Origin of the sequence: Agromyces humi, assembly GCF_009720255.1 — a bacterium.
GTDB lineage: Bacteria > Actinomycetota > Actinomycetes > Actinomycetales > Microbacteriaceae > Agromyces > Agromyces humi.
Genome location: NZ_WJSP02000063.1, coordinates 1 through 14,031, shown reverse-complemented (window position 1 = coordinate 14,031; position 14,031 = coordinate 1). Strand labels below are relative to the sequence as shown.

The following is a 14,031-nucleotide window of genomic DNA, read 5'->3' as shown; positions in this document are numbered from 1 at the left end:
GGCCGAGTGCGACCTCGGCGAGGCGCGCGGCGACCTCGCCGACGTCGACGGGCTCGAACCGGAGGCCGCCGGGCACCGGAAGGAGGGGCAGCTTCGCCATGCCGCCCACCACCGGGAGGACGAAGTCGTGGAGCTGGGCGGCGCGGAGCACCGACCACGGCACGCCGGATCCGGCGATCGCCCGCTCCGCCTCCGCCTTGGCGCGGAAGTAGCCGATCGGCATCCGGTCGGCGCCGATCACCGAGATCAGGATGAGGTGCCGCACGCCGGCATCGCGAGCCGCAGCGGCGAGGTTCCGCGCCGCGACATCGTCGCCCTTCGCACCGCCGGCGAGGTGGAGCACGACCTCTGCGCCGTCCAGTGCGGCGGCGAGTCCGCGTCCGGCGACGGTGTCGCCTTCGACATGATGGATGCCGGGCGCCGCCTCACGGGGGTGGCGGGTGAGGATGCGGAGGTCGCGGCCGGCCTCGCGAAGCAGTGGCACGACGCGGCGGCCGATGTTGCCGGTGCCGCCCGTCACGAGCAGAGGTGCGTTCATGATGGTGTTCCTCCCGTGTCACAACCGAGGGCATTCCCTCGTCGACATCACGACGAACGACCCCGAGGAGATGTGACATGACCGACCGAATCACGTTGGCCCGCCGGTTCGAGACGGAACGGCCCCGCCTGCACGCGATCGCGACACGACTGCTCGGCTCCCCCGCGGACGCCGATGATGCGGTGCAGGAGACCTGGCTCCGACTCGAGCGCGTGGACGTCGACGGCATCGAGAACCTCGACGCCTGGCTGACGACCGTGGTCTCGCGTGTGAGCCTCGACCTGCTCCGCGCCCCACGTCGGAAGCGCGAGCACTCGTGGCAGGTCGAGCCGTGGCGGGACGAACCCGTGGCCCTCGAAGCCGATCCGGCCGAGCTCGTGGCGCAGAGCGAGCAGGTGAGCGTGGCGCTACTGGTGCTGCTCGAAACCCTCAGCCCTGCCGAGCGGATCGCGCTCGTGCTGCACGACGTGTTCGGTCGCTCGTTCGACGAGGTGGCCGACGTGCTGGACCGTTCCCCCGAAGCGGCGCGCCAGCTGGCGTCCCGGGCACGGCGCCGGGTGCGCGGCGCCGAGAGCCCGGCTCGTCCGGATCGCGACCGCGGCCGGCGCATCGTCGATGCCTGGCTCATCGCGGCGCGGGACGGCGACGTGCGGGCGCTGCTGGAACTGCTCGACGACGGCGCGGTGTTGCGCGCGGACTACGGCACCACCGTGCAACTGGTCGAGGGTGCCCAGGCCATCGCCGGACAGGCGGTGCTCGCCGGGCGGCTGGCCGCGCACTCCACCCCCGTGCTCATCGACGGTCGGCCCGGCGTCGCGGCCGTCATGCACGGGCGTGTCGTGTCGATCATGGCGTTCGAGCTCGAGGGTGACCGGGTCGTCGGGCTCGACGTGCTCGCGGATCCCGCCCGACTCGAGGACGTCGCGGTGTCGTTTATCTCTTGACAGTTATATTACTGCTGAGTGATACTATGCCTCGTGATCGAAACGCTGAACGCACTCTCCGAGCCGAACCGGCTCGCCATCGTCGAGCTGCTGCGCGACACCGGGCCGCGCTCCGTCGGTGAGATCGCCGACACGCTCGCCCTGCGCCAGCCGCTGGTGTCCAAGCACCTGCGCGTCCTGAGCGAAGCCGGCATGGTCGCCGCGCGCGTCGACGCCCAGCGTCGGATCTACGACCTCGAAGCGGCTCCCTTCCAGGAGATCGACGGATGGCTCGACTCCTTCGCCGCGGTCTGGGGCAGCCGTCTCGACCGTCTCGACGCCCACCTGCGCGGCAGCGAGGAGTCGCCATGACCGCCCTTCGGATGGTCAAGGACCTCGAGCGGCGCGAGATCACCCTCGAGCGCGAACTCGGCGCTGCTCCCGATCGGGTGTGGCGTTCGTGGACCGTCGCCGAGGAGCTCGAGGCGTGGTGGGGGCCCGAGGGCTGGGCGACGACCGTGCGCTCGCTCGACGTGCGTCCGGGCGGGCTCTGGCACTTCGGCATGGGCCTGGTCGGCGGCGGCGAGCCCGAGGTGTGGATCCGCGCGATCTACAGCGAGGTCATCGATCACGCCGTGCTCGCCTACGTCGAGGGCTTCTCGGATGCCACGGGCGCCGACCTCGACCCCGAGTCGCAGGCCGTGACGGTGGAGTTCTTCGGGCTCGACCCCGGCCGCACCCGGCTCGTCCTGCACACCAGTTTCCCCTCCATCGCCCGCCTCGAGCGCGTCGCCGCGATGGGCATGGTGGAGGGGTGGAGAGGGGGATTCGACCGCCTCGACCGTCATCTCGCGAAGGGAATCGCATCATGAGCAGCACACGCGCCAGCGGCGTGAACGCCGCCGCCCGCTCCACGACCTCGACCGTCCTCTCGGCCGACGGCACGAGCCTGGCCACCGAGGCCGTCGGCACCGGCCCGGTCGTCGTGCTCGTCGATCCCGCCATGGCGACCCGCCGTGACTCCGCCAAGCTCACGACGGCGCTCGCGCCGCACTTCACGGTCGTGGGGTACGACCGGCGTGGGCGGGGCGACAGCGGGGACGCCGATCCGACGGGCACGGATGTCGCGAACGAGGTCGCCGATGTGGCTGCGGTCATCGCGGCGCACGGCGGCCGGGCCATCCTCTTCGGCAGCTCGTCAGGAGCGGTCCTCGCGCTCGAGGCTGCCGCTCGCCTCGGTGACGCCGTGACGGGGCTCGTCCTCTACGAGCCGCCGTTCATCGTCGACGACAGCAGGGCACCGGTGCCCCACGACCTGCCCGGTCGGATCGCCGCGGACGTCGCGGCCGGACGGACCGGCGCGGCATCCGCTTCGTTCTTCACGGAGGCGGTGGGCGTACCGGCCGCCTTCGTGGCGATGATGCGCGTCACGCCGATGTGGCGGAGGGCGAAGCGCATCGTGCCGACCGTTCGCTACGACTTCGCCGTGCTCGAGGGCCTGCAGGACGGTCGGCCGCTCCCCGCCGATCGCTGGAAGGACCTCGCGGCATCCGGCGTCGTCATGGTCGGGTCGCGAAGCGAGCCGTTCTTCCATGCCGCCGCGCGGTCGCTCGCCGAGGTGGTGCCGTCGATCGAGTTCGAGGTGCTCGAGGGCGGCCATCACGGCACGCCCATGATGTCGCCGGCCACGCTCGCGGGACGGATGATCGCTCGGTTCGGGCGCCGCTGAGCGAGCAGGCCGGAGCGGCATGCCACTCGACGAGGCCTCGTCGTTCGGTCATGGTCGAGGACGCGCACCAACACCTCGGGCGGCGCGCCCGAATCCGCGCAGTCGGAGGCTGTTGCCGACCACGAAGACGCTGGAGAGCGCCATGGTGGCGCCGGCGAGCATCGGGTTGAGGAGACCGAGGGCTGCGACGGGAATGGCGACGACGTTGTAGGCGAACGCCCAGAACAGGTTCGTCTTGATCGTCCGGAGCGTGGTTCGCGAGAGGAGGATCGCGTCGACGGCGCTGCCGAGATCGCCGCGGACGAGGGTGATGTCCGATGCCTCGATGGCGACGTCCGTGCCGGTTCCCATCGCGAGCCCGAGATCGGCCTGCGCGAGGGCGGCGGCGTCGTTGACGCCATCGCCGACCATCGCGACGATTCTCCCCTGACGCTGCAGGCCGGCGACCACGTCGACCTTCCCGGCGGGAAGGACCTCGGCGATGACCCGCTCGATGCCGACCTCGTCGGCGATGCGACGGGCGACGGCCGCGTTGTCGCCCGTGAGGAGCACCGGCGTCAGCCCGATGGCCTTCATCCGGCCGATGGCTTCGGCACTGGTGGGCTTGACGGTGTCGGCGACCACGAGGACACCGCGAGCACGCCCGTCCCAGCTGACGACGACGACGGTCTTGCCCTCTCGTTCCGCCCGCAGCTTGGCGTCTGCCACCTCGGCGCTGAGCTGCTGACCCCAGTCGGCCAGCAGCTTCTCGCGGCCGACGAGCACCCCGTGGCCGTCGACGACGCCCTGCACGCCGTTGCCTTCGATGTTCGCGAAGTTCTCCACTGCCGGAAGGGTGCCGGCCTGTCGGGTCGCGGCCTTCGCGATCGCCTGGGCGACTGGATGCTCGGAGGCGTCCTCCACCGCGCCGGCGAGGCGGAGCAGTTCGTGGACGTCGACTCCGGGTTCGGCGACCACGTCCACCAGCGACATCCTGCCGGTGGTCACGGTGCCGGTCTTGTCCAGCACGATGGTGTCGATCGTGCGGGTGGACTCCAGCACCTCGGGGCCCTTGATCAGGATGCCGAGCTGCGCCCCGCGTCCGGTGCCGACCAACAGGGCGGTCGGGGTGGCAAGGCCCAGGGCGCACGGGCATGCGATGACCAGCACCGCGACCGCAGCGGTGAACGCGACTGATGCGGGGAAGCCGGCGCCAAGCCACGCACCGAGCGCGGCGACGGCTACGACGACGACGACGGGGACGAACACGCCCGAGATCCGGTCGGCGAGGCGCTGCACCTCGGCCTTGCCGGTCTGGGCATCCACCACGAGCCTGGCCATCTGTGCGAGTTGGGTGTCCGAGCCGACGCGGGTCGCGCGCACCACCAGTCGCCCGCCCGCGTTCATCGTCGCGCCGGTCACCGGATCGCCTTCGCGGACCTCGACCGGGACGGATTCGCCGGTGAGCATGGACGCGTCGACCGCGGAGCTGCCGTTGACGACGATGCCGTCCGTGGCGATCTTCTCCCCCGGGCGAACGATGAACTCGTCGCCGACCTGCAGGTCCTCGACGGGGATCTTCGTCTCGACCGCGCCGCGGAGCAGGGAGACGTGCTTCGCGCCCAGCTCGAGGAGAGCCCGGAGGGCCGCACCGGCCTGTCGCTTGGATCGCTTCTCGAAGTAGCGACCGGCGAGGATGAACACCGTCACACCGGCCGCGACCTCCAGGTAGATGTTCGCCGAGCCGTCGGCGGGCGCGAGCGAGAACTCGAAGCCATGCGTCATGCCGGGCGCACCGGCGGTGCCGAAGAAGAGCGCGTACAACGACCACAGGAACGCCGCGGCAGTACCCATCGAGACGAGCGTGTCCATCGTGGCGGTGCCGTGTCGCAGGTTCATCCACGCCGCCCTGTGGAACGGGAACGCTGCCCAGACGACCACGGGCGCCGCCAGGGCCAGCGATGCCCACTGCCACGAGTTGAACTGCAGGGCAGGGATCATCGCCATCGCGACGACCGGGACGGTGAGCACGATCGAGATGGCCAACCGCTGTCGCAAGGACGCCGACTCGGGGTCCGTCCCCGCCTCGCCCGCCGTCTCGCTGATCGCCTTCGTGGGCGCGGGCAGGGCGGCGCGGTAGCCGGCCCGCTCGACCTCCGCGATCAACACGGCTGGGTCGTACTCGGCCGGAACGATCACCCTCGCCTTCTCGGTGGCGTAGTTGACCGTCGCGGTGACTCCATCGAGCTTGTTCAGCTTCTTCTCGATGCGCATCGCACACGAGGCGCACGTCATTCCACCGATCTGCAGCTCCACGCTGGAACCGGGACCGGCGGCGGCCGTCATGGTCATCGGCTACCTTCCTTCACTCGTACCGTCGTGGCTGGTGGACGTGCTGCGGGCACCGGACTCGGTGTCGACGACGAACGCGGCGGTGCGCACCTGCCCGTCGATCTGGAAGTCGAAGTACAGCAGGTAGCGACCGGTGGTGGGCGCTTCGACCGTGAACGAGACGTCGGGACCGGAGGTGCCTCCGGGTCGAGGATCCTCGCCCTGGGGGTGGACGTGCAGGTACGCGAGGTCGCCGTCGCGGAGTGCGACCAGGTGCCCGAAGGCCCCCAGGTAGGGCTCCAGCTCGGTGACCGGCTCGTTCCCGTGAGCGATCGAGACGGTCAGCTCGCTCGCAGTGCCGGCAACCAGGTCGCCCGTGATGGACACGGCGAAGTCGTCGACGATCGCGGAACGGGTGGGCTCGGCGGGAACGGGGGCGAGCTCGCCGGCGACGTGGACGGTGCGGGTCAACACGACGCCTTCGGCTGTTCCATCGCCCGGCGTGAAGTCGGCGTACACCCGGTAGGTTCCCGCGCCGTCCCACTGCCAGGGCAGAGACCACGTGCCCGTCGTCGTGTCCAGCGTCGGGTGCACGTGACGGAACAGCGCCCCATCGCCACGCACCACGATCAGGTGCAGTCTCTTCTCGTGCGACACCGCGAAGTCGGTCAGCGGTTCGCCACCGGTCGTGAGGATCCGGAAGGCCAGCTCCCCCGGCTCATCGGTCGACGCCGGCGAGGCGACGGCCGAGAGGGCGTACCCGTGGGCGGACATCGAGACGCCCTGAAGCGACGCGCGCTCCGAGCCGTCCGTCATCGCCGTGTGGTCACCCATCGCCCCTCCCCCGTCTCGGGCCGCCTCGGCTTCGTCCGCGACGACACCGACCGTGTCGGCCCCGTCCGGGACGAGCGCTGCGGAGATGCCGTACGCGCCGACGAAGGCGATCACCAGGCCGGCGGCGTATAGGCCAAGTCGCCCGGCCGCGTGCATCAGACGCGGACCGCGGAGTACCCGGCCTCGCCCACTGCTGCGACCACGGCGTCATCAGCCACCGGCCGGTCGGCGGTGACGACGAGCCTGCCCGTGCGCGCGCTGACCTCGATCTGGCCGACGCCGGCGATCTGGGCGACCTCCTCTCGGACGGACATCTCGCAGTGTCCGCACGTCATGCCGCTCACCTGGTACTCGGTCGTGGTCATCTCTCGTCCATTCCCGATACCCCCTCTGGGTACCCTCGGAGCAAGTATAGCCATACCCCAACGGGTATTTCTCACACAGGACGCCCGCGCCCCTTCGGCGATTCCGGCGCCCCGAATCTGCGCAGGACGTGTTCGAGGGTCGAAGTGAGCGGCTCCTGTGTCGTCTCACGGGTGGCCTCGCCGCGCAGCCACCGGCGTGTCGCGGAACGGTGCGATCAGCGTGTTCGTCAATGGCAAGGCGCTCTGAGCGATCGCACCACCCAGCAGCGCGTCCCTCTTCGGCGGGGCTGCTCTGCTGCACGCCTTGGCCGACGCAGAGCGAGACGACGCTTACGTTGATCCGAGGCCGGCCTGCCACCGCCGTTGCTCGCGTGCGAAGAGCACTGCGAAGACGGCCCACATGCCGAGGTCGTCCGCGAATCCCAATGGGCCGAGCACGAGCTCCGGGATCAGATCGATCGGCGCGAACGCGTAGACAGCAGCGGCAATGCCGGCGACCCACGTCGTGGGCGCGATACGGTGCTCGCGATCCTTGATCGCCTTGAGAAACCTCCACCACATACCTCCAGTGTGCGGCATCACACGCCCGCACGGGCAGGACTCCCCTGATCCGGTGTCCCAGAGCTGACGGATCACCACGTTGCCGGGGCGCGCGAGGAGCCCCTGGGGCAGGGACTTGACACGGGCGCGGCGAGAAGTCGCGCCCGGTGGGCCCGGTTCGCAGTCCACCTCGGATCCGCGCGCGAACTGCTCGCCGGGACGGAGCTGGTGATGGCCCGACGGCGGCTGGTCAGCCGCCTTCTCGGGAGTCGTCGCTTCTGTCGTCGTGGTCGTCGTCGCCGCCGCGGAGAAGGGCGGGCCCCTGGTCGATCCCGTGGCTGGTGAGGCCGTAGAAGGCGGGCAGGAAGAGGAAGATCACCGAAGCCACCAACGGGTGGATGAGGACCCCCGCCGTTCCCGCTGCCAGGTACAGCACGACCCCGACGAGAGCGCGCGGGCGCTCGCGCGCGAAGTACGAATCGTCCACCTCCTCCTTGGTGAGGTCGGGATGCCGCGCCAAGTGGGAGAAGAACACCAGCCATGACAGGCACAGCAGGGCCCCGACGATCGCGTAGAGGGCGACGGCGACCCGCTCGTCCGCCAGGTTCCCCGTCCTCGCCGTTTCGGCGATCACCGCTGTCGGCCACGGCACCAGCGCGAGCGTCGCGAGGATGCCCAGATTCGCCCACTGCAGGCCCCGGTCCATCTCCTGGATGCGGGCGAAGGCGGCCTTGTGGTTCAACCAGATCACGGCCAGATACGTGTACGAGGCCGCATACGCCAAGTAGGTCGGCCACTCGCCCAGCAGGGCATCGAGCAGGCCGCCGGGCTCCGCCTCAGGCGGCCTGAGATCGAGCACGAGGAGCGTGATGACGATCGCGATGATCGCGTCGCTGAAGGCCACCGCACGGCTGGTGTCCGAACGGGTGGCCTTGTTTCCGCGCATTCGCATGCGCCCCCTCGTGTTCTCGCGGCGTCGAACTCACCAAGGCTGGCCCTTGGCATCGAACGCCGCCACGATAGGCGCGCGGCGACCGATCGACGCAGGGCCTTCACAGGCGCCGACGACCGGAGTAAAGTCCGCTTCCGTCGTTCGCTGATCTCCGGCACCTGCTCGTCGGAGCCCGCGACGATGGCGCACGGTGTTCGGACGACCGGTCCGTCCGGAGCACGGGTGCGCGCGCGCTTCATCTCCCATCGTTCGGCCAACTCGAGCCGCTTCAGCAGATCTGGCTTCGCAGGGACCGAGCGTCCCTGTGTCCCCGGTGCATGCAACGATCGGCGGGACGGACCATCGGAGGGAGGGCGGGATGCGCGGCGCGGCGACCGTGGTGCACGCGGACCTCGACGCGTTCTACGCCTCGGTCGAGCAGCGTGACGCGCCTGAGCTGCGCGGCCGGCCGGTCATCGTCGGCGGCGGTGTCGTGCTGGCGGCGAGTTACGAGGCGAAGGCCCGTGGAGTGCGCACCGCGATGGGAGGCCGGGAGGCGCGCGACCTGTGCCCCGATGCGGTGGTCGTCCCGCCACGGATGGAGGCGTACTCGGCCGCCAGCCGAGCCGTGTTCGCCATCTTCCGAGACACGACGCCGCTCGTGGAGGGGCTTTCCATCGACGAGGCGTTTCTGGAAGTCGGGGGGCTCCGACGCATCTCGGGCACGCCCGAGCAGATCGCGGTGCGACTACGCGAGCGGGTCCGTGCAGAGGTCGGGTTGGCGATCTCGGTCGGGATCGCACGGACCAAGTTCCTCGCCAAGGTCGCGAGCGCGGTCAGCAAGCCCGACGGGCTGCTGGTGGTCGAGCCCGAGCGAGAACAGGAGTTCCTGCTCCCGCTGCCGGTGGAACGGTTGTGGGGAGTCGGTGCGGTCACCGCCGAGAAGCTGCATCGGCTCGGCATTCGCACCGTCGGGCAACTGGCCGAACTGGAAGCAGCGACCGCCGAGAGGCTGCTCGGCAAGGCGACCGGCGCGCATCTGCACGCGCTGGCCCGGCTCCGTGACCCGCGCCCGGTCGACACCACGCGGCGTCGCAGCTCCATCGGTTCGCAGCGCGCCCTCGGCAGCCGGCCCCGCCCGCCCGAGGAACTGGACCTCATCCTCACCCAGCTCGTCGATCGCCTCGCCCGGCGTCTCCGCGATGGGGACCGGGTGTGTCGCACGGTCGTGCTGCGCCTTCGCTACGGCGACTTCGCGAAGGCCACGCGGTCGCGCACCCTCCGATCCCCGTCCGACCGCACCGCCGTGCTGCTCGCCATCGCGCGAGGGCTGCTCGCCGGCGCGCAGCCTGAGATCGCCGAGCGCGGCATCACCCTGATCGGTGTCTCGCTGTCGCAACTGGCGCGCGCCGACGGCCTCCAGCCGGAGCTGCCGATCGACTGGGACGACGGAGTGCGCCTCGACACCGTGCTGGACGCCGTGCGTGATCGCTTCGGCGCGGCGTCGGTCGCGCGAGCTGCGCAACTCGGTCGCGACCCGGGCTGGTCATCGCCGCTGCTGCCCGAACACGAGTGAGAACGATCGACGATGCGGAGTCTTCCTCGCGGCAGCGTCCCCTCACCGCTCGAGTGATGCGCCGGATGGGCGGACCTCGGACTCAGCTGGGGTTCGCCTCCGACATCGCCTGCCGGCGCATCGCGCCCGGCGTCTGTCCGATGGTGCGGGCGAACGCGCGGGTGAAGGCGGCCTCGGACTGGTAGCCGACTTCGGCTGCGACCTGTGCGACCGTCGCGCGATCATCGCGCAGCCGGTTCGCCGCGAGGTTCATGCGCCAGCGAGTGAGGTAGGCCATGGGTGCTTCGCCCACCATGCCGGTGAAGCGGGCGCTGAACGCCGACCTCGACATCGTGGCGGTGCGCGCGAGCTGCTCGAGGTTCCAGTCGCGGCCGGGTTCGGCATGCATCACCTCGAGCGCGGTGCCGACCCGATCGTCCTGCAGCGCCAGCAGCCAGCCATCGCGCGCGGTCGGATCGTGCGCGAGCCAGGCGCGCATGGCCTGCACGACGAGGATGTCGGACAGTCTCGTGGCGACGGCCTCCGCGCCGGGCTGCGCGCGGGTCAGCTCGTCGGCCATCAGGCGCAGCGTGTCACGGACCGACGACGCCATCGCGGGCTCATCGGCGCGCACCGTCAGCACGCTGGGCAGGCCGCGGACGAGCTGTCGGGCGGCGGGGTCGTCGAACGCGACGATTCCGCAGATCAGCTGTGTCGCCCGCCCGCCGCCGCCGTGCCGGAGCACCGAGTAGTGGGGCCCGATGTACTGCTGTGGAAGTCGATCGACCCGCGGTGAGGGCGCGATGCCGGGCGCGCTCATGATGTCATGTCCACGGCCATGCGGCACGAGTGCGAGGTCGCCGACGCGCAGTTCGACGGGGTCGACGCCGTCGACGCGGAGCCAGCACGATCCGACCGTCGGCACGTGGAAGCTCACCGAGTCGGGGATCGCCGGCATCTCCAGCCCCCATGGCTCGGTGAGTTCGGACCGGCAGTAGAAGACCCCGCGCATCCGCAGCGTCTGCAGGACCCGGGCGATGCGGTCTCGGCCCTCCCACGGTGTCGCATCCATGTCTCGATCATGCCGGAGATGCCGCTATCGCGTCCTGCTCGACTGGACGAATGGACAAGAACTGGGGACATACCAGCATGGTTTCGCCAGCCTGACGTCCGTACCGTCGGATCACCGAACAACATCAAGGAAGTGGAGCGACACCATGTATGCAGTGGCTGGGGCGACGGGACGTGTCGGAGCAGCAACGGCGCGTCACCTGCTGGAGAACGGAGCGGAGGTGCGGGTTCTCGTTCGAGACCGCGAACGCGGAGGGGAATGGATGCGGCAAGGCGCCGAGGCCCGCGTCGTCGATCTCGGTGACCGTGCCGCCCTGCGCGACGCGATCACCGGGTGCGACGGTCTCTTCGTCCTCCTGCCGTTCGATCTCACGGTCGACGACCTCGACGCATACGCGGACGCGGTCACGTCGTCGGTCGCCGGCGCGGTCGCGGACAGCGGCATCTCGCACGTCGTCATGCTCTCCGCGGGCGGCGCCGACCTTCCGCACGGCACCGGCCCCATCGCGGGCCTGCACCGAATGGAACAGGCGCTGCAGGCGACGGGCACCGTGCTCACGGCGCTCCGGTCGGGGCACTTCCAGGAGAAGGTCGGCGACCTCATCGCGGCCGCACGGGCCGGGGTCTATCCGGTGTTCGCGGCGTCGGCCGACGTCCCGCTTCCGATGGTGGCGACGCGCGATCTCGGTGCCACTGCCGCTCGGGCGCTCGTGTCGCCGGATGTCGCGAGCACATCGATCGACGTGGTCGGGCCCGCGTACTCCGAACGGGAGGTCGCCACGGTCCTCGGTGCGGCGCTGGGACGTGAGCTCGAGGTCGTCGTGCTGCCCGAGGATGCGTGGGCGCCCGCGCTGATCGACGCCGGCTTCCGCCCCCATGTGGCCGAGAGCCTCGCCGAGCTCGCTCGCGCCGACGAGCGGGGCATGCTGGCGCCGCGCGGGGATCGCGCGGTGCGCGTCGAGACTCCCATCGAGGCCACGATCGCCGGCCTCCTCGCCGCCTGATCGACGCGCGAGGGCATGATGCACGTCATTCCAGAAGCGGTGCTCGTCGGCGCAACGGTCGGCAACGGACTCCTCGCCGGAGTGTTCTTCGCCTTCAGCCGCGGGGTGGCGCCGGGCCTGCGCCGGGTCGACGACCGTGCGTACGTGACGGCGTTCCGCGCCATCAACCGGAGCATCGTCAACGTCCTGTTCCTCCTGGTGTTCCTGGGTGCCCCCATCGCGACTGCTGCGGCCGCGGCGTTGCATCTCGATGGTGCTCGACGGGAGGCGCTGGCAGGCCTGGTGCCGGCTCTCGTGCTCTCCCTGCTCTCCTTCGCCGTGACGGTGCTCGTCAACGTGCCGCTGAACAACCGGCTCGCAGCGGCACCGACCGGTGACGTGCAGCTGCGGAAGGCACGCGACGACTTCGAGATCCGATGGAACCGTTGGAACCACGTGCGAACGGCCACCAGCACCGCCGCGCTCGCCCTCCTCGCGATCATCTGATCCGTCCGCGCGCACACACTCGTACATCACCCGTTGTACCGTGGGTCAGGCTTCATCGGTCACGGTCGACATGAGGTGAGGAGCAGCATGGGGACGATCATCCACCAGCCCGCTGCCCAGATGATGGCTGGGCACGCGGTCGGGATCCTGCTGCTGAACACCGGATATCCCATCATCCCGGGCAACGTCGCGAACGCGTCGACGTACGACTACCCGGTCCGGTTCAAGGTCGTCGAGGGCGCCGACAGTCCTCGACTCATCGGGGGCGACCCGACCCTGCTCGAACCCGTCCTCGCCGCCGCGCGAGAGCTCGTCGGCGACGGCTGCCGCGCAATCGTGGGTGCGTGCGGATACTTCGCCCGCTTCCAACGCGAGCTCGCCGAGGCACTGCCGGTCCCGGTGTTCCTGTCCAGCCTGTGTCAGGTTCCGATGGTGCTCGGTGCACTGCAGCCTCACCAGCAGTTGGGCATCCTCTGCGCGAAGCAGAGCAGTCTCGACCAGCGGATGCTGACGGCGGTGGGTATCCGCGAGGACGCGCCGATCGTGGTGGCCGGCATGGAGCACAGCCCCGGGTTCCGCGGCGCGATCCTCGAGGACCAGGGCTGGATGGACCTCGACCAGGTGCGAGAAGAGGTCGTCAGCGCTGCCGTGCGGCTGGCGACCGACCACCCCGAGATCGGCGCCCTGCTGCTCGAATGCAGTGACATGCCCCCATACGCCAAGCAGATCCAGGATGCCACCGGCCTTCCGGTGTGGGACTATCTCTCGCTCATCGACTGGATTCATTCGAGCGTCGTGCGTCACTCCTACCACGGCTTCATCTGATCGCGGAGCCGACACGTGCGCCCCACGCGCGTGCGCCTCATCCGACACCCTTCGACCAGCGGCGGAACGAAGAATTCGCGACGACGTGCATCCGAACCCGCGTCGAGAAGGGAAGTACATAGTGTCGGGTGATCCCGCACCCGCCGACAGAAGGGAAAGTCCAATGAAGCGCATTCTCGCCACCGGATTCATCGTCGCTCTCGCCACGCTCGGCGTCGCCGGCACTGCCCACGCCGCGCCTGCCGACGCTGCCTGCTTCGGCCAGGTGCACAAGACCATCAACACCGAAGGCGCCCTCGGATTCACGAACGTCGGAGACGTCGTCCAGGCGCTGGGCGGCCAGGGCAAGAACGCGACCGCCAGGGGTATCTGCGGCGACTGAGCACCTGACGCTCAGCCCTGCGATCGGCGGCTCGGGACCTCGTTCCGAGCCGCCGACTCGTGGGCGCGGCCGAACCGTGCCGGGTCCGCGTGAACTCAGGCTCGCCGCAGCTCGCCGCGCACGATCGAATCGCCCGAGTGCGCCGGATCGCCGTCGACGGGTTCCGCCGACACGTCGACCAGGGTGAACTCATCGAGGTCGATGCCGTCGGGCACCACGAACCGGCCCGACGCCCCTTCCAGCAATCCCAGGCTCACCAGGCCCGAGGCGTCGGATCGGATCAGCCAGACCTCGCGCACGTCGGTCGCTGGGACCTCCGCATCGAGGTCGACGACGATCGACCGGACGCCGTCATCGCCCTCCTCCAACTGCGCCGATCCGGTGGCCGACCAGCCGGGGAAGGCGTCGAGCGAGGCGGTGGCGACGATCGTCTGGGACGCGGGCCGGGAACCGAACCCGCCGCTCGCGCCGACGCCGATGGCGATCCCGGCCACGATGCCCACCGCGGCCGCGGCTGCGGCAACGGGCCACCAACGCG

17 protein-coding genes are annotated in these 14,031 nt (G+C 70.3%); 9 read left to right on the top strand and 8 right to left on the bottom strand.

The window, feature by feature from the left end; translation table 11 throughout:
* On the bottom strand, positions 1 to 538 hold a 538-nt coding region (locus tag GH736_RS08080), incomplete at its 3' end, for an SDR family oxidoreductase (protein ID WP_159601957.1).
* 77 nt (positions 539 to 615) lie between these two features.
* Here GH736_RS08080 and GH736_RS08075 point away from each other — a divergent pair.
* From GH736_RS08075 to GH736_RS08060, 4 genes are read left to right on the top strand one after another with little or no spacing between them, the layout of a single operon-like run.
* On the top strand, positions 616 to 1,482 hold the full coding sequence (locus GH736_RS08075) for a sigma-70 family RNA polymerase sigma factor (RefSeq protein WP_159601955.1): 867 nt from the start codon (positions 616 to 618) through the stop codon (positions 1,480 to 1,482).
* A 33-nt stretch (positions 1,483 to 1,515) separates the two neighbouring features.
* Complete coding sequence (locus GH736_RS08070) at positions 1,516 to 1,833, top strand: ArsR/SmtB family transcription factor (protein ID WP_159601953.1); 318 nt, start codon at positions 1,516 to 1,518, stop codon at positions 1,831 to 1,833.
* Positions 1,830 to 2,333: an SRPBCC family protein gene (locus GH736_RS08065; protein WP_159601951.1), complete on the top strand. Its 504-nt coding sequence runs from the start codon at positions 1,830 to 1,832 to the stop codon at positions 2,331 to 2,333. The genes GH736_RS08070 and GH736_RS08065 overlap by 4 nt, the downstream gene beginning before the upstream one ends.
* Complete coding sequence (locus GH736_RS08060; protein ID WP_159601949.1) at positions 2,330 to 3,190, top strand: alpha/beta fold hydrolase; 861 nt, start codon at positions 2,330 to 2,332, stop codon at positions 3,188 to 3,190. The genes GH736_RS08065 and GH736_RS08060 overlap by 4 nt, the downstream gene beginning before the upstream one ends.
* A 48-nt stretch (positions 3,191 to 3,238) precedes the next feature.
* Here GH736_RS08060 and GH736_RS08055 read toward each other — a convergent pair whose 3' ends face one another.
* The 5 genes from GH736_RS08055 to GH736_RS08035 form a co-directional block, all read right to left on the bottom strand.
* Positions 3,239 to 5,521, bottom strand: coding sequence for a heavy metal translocating P-type ATPase (locus GH736_RS08055; protein WP_235933892.1), 2,283 nt, complete (start codon positions 5,519 to 5,521; stop codon positions 3,239 to 3,241).
* A gap of 3 nt (positions 5,522 to 5,524) precedes the next feature.
* Complete coding sequence (locus tag GH736_RS08050; RefSeq protein ID WP_235933891.1) at positions 5,525 to 6,448, bottom strand: heavy-metal-associated domain-containing protein; 924 nt, start codon at positions 6,446 to 6,448, stop codon at positions 5,525 to 5,527.
* 41 nt (positions 6,449 to 6,489) lie between these two features.
* Positions 6,490 to 6,699 carry a heavy-metal-associated domain-containing protein gene (locus tag GH736_RS08045; protein ID WP_159601945.1) on the bottom strand — a complete coding sequence of 70 codons (210 nt, stop codon included), beginning with the start codon at positions 6,697 to 6,699 and terminating at the stop codon, positions 6,490 to 6,492.
* Between the two features lie 330 nt (positions 6,700 to 7,029).
* Complete coding sequence (locus GH736_RS08040; protein WP_159601943.1) at positions 7,030 to 7,260, bottom strand: YkvA family protein; 231 nt, start codon at positions 7,258 to 7,260, stop codon at positions 7,030 to 7,032.
* A gap of 229 nt (positions 7,261 to 7,489) precedes the next feature.
* Positions 7,490 to 8,191: a TMEM175 family protein gene (locus GH736_RS08035; protein WP_235933890.1), complete on the bottom strand. Its 702-nt coding sequence runs from the start codon at positions 8,189 to 8,191 to the stop codon at positions 7,490 to 7,492.
* 358 nt (positions 8,192 to 8,549) lie between these two features.
* Here GH736_RS08035 and dinB point away from each other — a divergent pair, with 358 nt between their 5' ends.
* Positions 8,550 to 9,746 carry a DNA polymerase IV gene (gene dinB / locus GH736_RS08030; protein WP_159601941.1) on the top strand — a complete coding sequence of 399 codons (1,197 nt, stop codon included), beginning with the start codon at positions 8,550 to 8,552 and terminating at the stop codon, positions 9,744 to 9,746.
* An 82-nt stretch (positions 9,747 to 9,828) separates the two neighbouring features.
* Here dinB and GH736_RS08025 read toward each other — a convergent pair whose 3' ends face one another.
* Positions 9,829 to 10,797, bottom strand: a complete 969-nt coding sequence (locus tag GH736_RS08025) for an AraC family transcriptional regulator (protein WP_159601939.1) — start codon at positions 10,795 to 10,797, stop codon at positions 9,829 to 9,831.
* A 145-nt stretch (positions 10,798 to 10,942) separates the two neighbouring features.
* On the opposite strand from GH736_RS08025, the gene GH736_RS08020 reads away from it, so the two are divergent.
* The 4 genes from GH736_RS08020 to GH736_RS08005 all read left to right on the top strand — a co-directional run bounded on the left by GH736_RS08020 (position 10,943) and on the right by GH736_RS08005 (position 13,493).
* Positions 10,943 to 11,800 carry an NmrA family NAD(P)-binding protein gene (locus GH736_RS08020; protein ID WP_159601937.1) on the top strand — a complete coding sequence of 286 codons (858 nt, stop codon included), beginning with the start codon at positions 10,943 to 10,945 and terminating at the stop codon, positions 11,798 to 11,800.
* Between the two features lie 15 nt (positions 11,801 to 11,815).
* Positions 11,816 to 12,286, top strand: coding sequence for an anthrone oxygenase family protein (locus GH736_RS08015; RefSeq protein WP_235933889.1), 471 nt, complete (start codon positions 11,816 to 11,818; stop codon positions 12,284 to 12,286).
* 87 nt (positions 12,287 to 12,373) lie between these two features.
* Complete coding sequence (locus GH736_RS08010; protein WP_159601935.1) at positions 12,374 to 13,111, top strand: aspartate/glutamate racemase family protein; 738 nt, start codon at positions 12,374 to 12,376, stop codon at positions 13,109 to 13,111.
* Between the two features lie 163 nt (positions 13,112 to 13,274).
* On the top strand, positions 13,275 to 13,493 hold the full coding sequence (locus tag GH736_RS08005; RefSeq protein ID WP_159601933.1) for a hypothetical protein: 219 nt from the start codon (positions 13,275 to 13,277) through the stop codon (positions 13,491 to 13,493).
* Between the two features lie 95 nt (positions 13,494 to 13,588).
* Here the strand turns inward: GH736_RS08005 and GH736_RS08000 are convergent.
* The coding region (locus tag GH736_RS08000; RefSeq protein ID WP_203230682.1) for an anti-sigma factor at positions 13,589 to 14,031 on the bottom strand (443 nt) is incomplete at its 5' end.

Excerpts from the sequence above, each read along its gene's own strand:
- GH736_RS08005 (WP_159601933.1), top strand. The coding sequence starts at position 13,275 with ATGAAGCGCATTCTCGCCACCGGATTCATCGTCGCTCTCGCCACGCTC.
- GH736_RS08040 (WP_159601943.1), bottom strand. The coding sequence starts at position 7,260 with ATGTGGTGGAGGTTTCTCAAGGCGATCAAGGATCGCGAGCACCGTATC.
- GH736_RS08060 (WP_159601949.1), top strand. The coding sequence starts at position 2,330 with ATGAGCAGCACACGCGCCAGCGGCGTGAACGCCGCCGCCCGCTCCACG.
- GH736_RS08020 (WP_159601937.1), top strand. The coding sequence starts at position 10,943 with ATGTATGCAGTGGCTGGGGCGACGGGACGTGTCGGAGCAGCAACGGCG.
- GH736_RS08055 (WP_235933892.1), bottom strand. The coding sequence starts at position 5,521 with ATGACCATGACGGCCGCCGCCGGTCCCGGTTCCAGCGTGGAGCTGCAG.
- GH736_RS08065 (WP_159601951.1), top strand. The coding sequence starts at position 1,830 with ATGACCGCCCTTCGGATGGTCAAGGACCTCGAGCGGCGCGAGATCACC.
- dinB (WP_159601941.1), top strand. The coding sequence starts at position 8,550 with ATGCGCGGCGCGGCGACCGTGGTGCACGCGGACCTCGACGCGTTCTAC.
- GH736_RS08010 (WP_159601935.1), top strand. The coding sequence starts at position 12,374 with ATGGGGACGATCATCCACCAGCCCGCTGCCCAGATGATGGCTGGGCAC.
- GH736_RS08025 (WP_159601939.1), bottom strand. The coding sequence starts at position 10,797 with ATGGATGCGACACCGTGGGAGGGCCGAGACCGCATCGCCCGGGTCCTG.
- GH736_RS08015 (WP_235933889.1), top strand. The coding sequence starts at position 11,816 with ATGATGCACGTCATTCCAGAAGCGGTGCTCGTCGGCGCAACGGTCGGC.
- GH736_RS08045 (WP_159601945.1), bottom strand. The coding sequence starts at position 6,699 with ATGACCACGACCGAGTACCAGGTGAGCGGCATGACGTGCGGACACTGC.
- GH736_RS08035 (WP_235933890.1), bottom strand. The coding sequence starts at position 8,191 with ATGCGAATGCGCGGAAACAAGGCCACCCGTTCGGACACCAGCCGTGCG.
- GH736_RS08075 (WP_159601955.1), top strand. The coding sequence starts at position 616 with ATGACCGACCGAATCACGTTGGCCCGCCGGTTCGAGACGGAACGGCCC.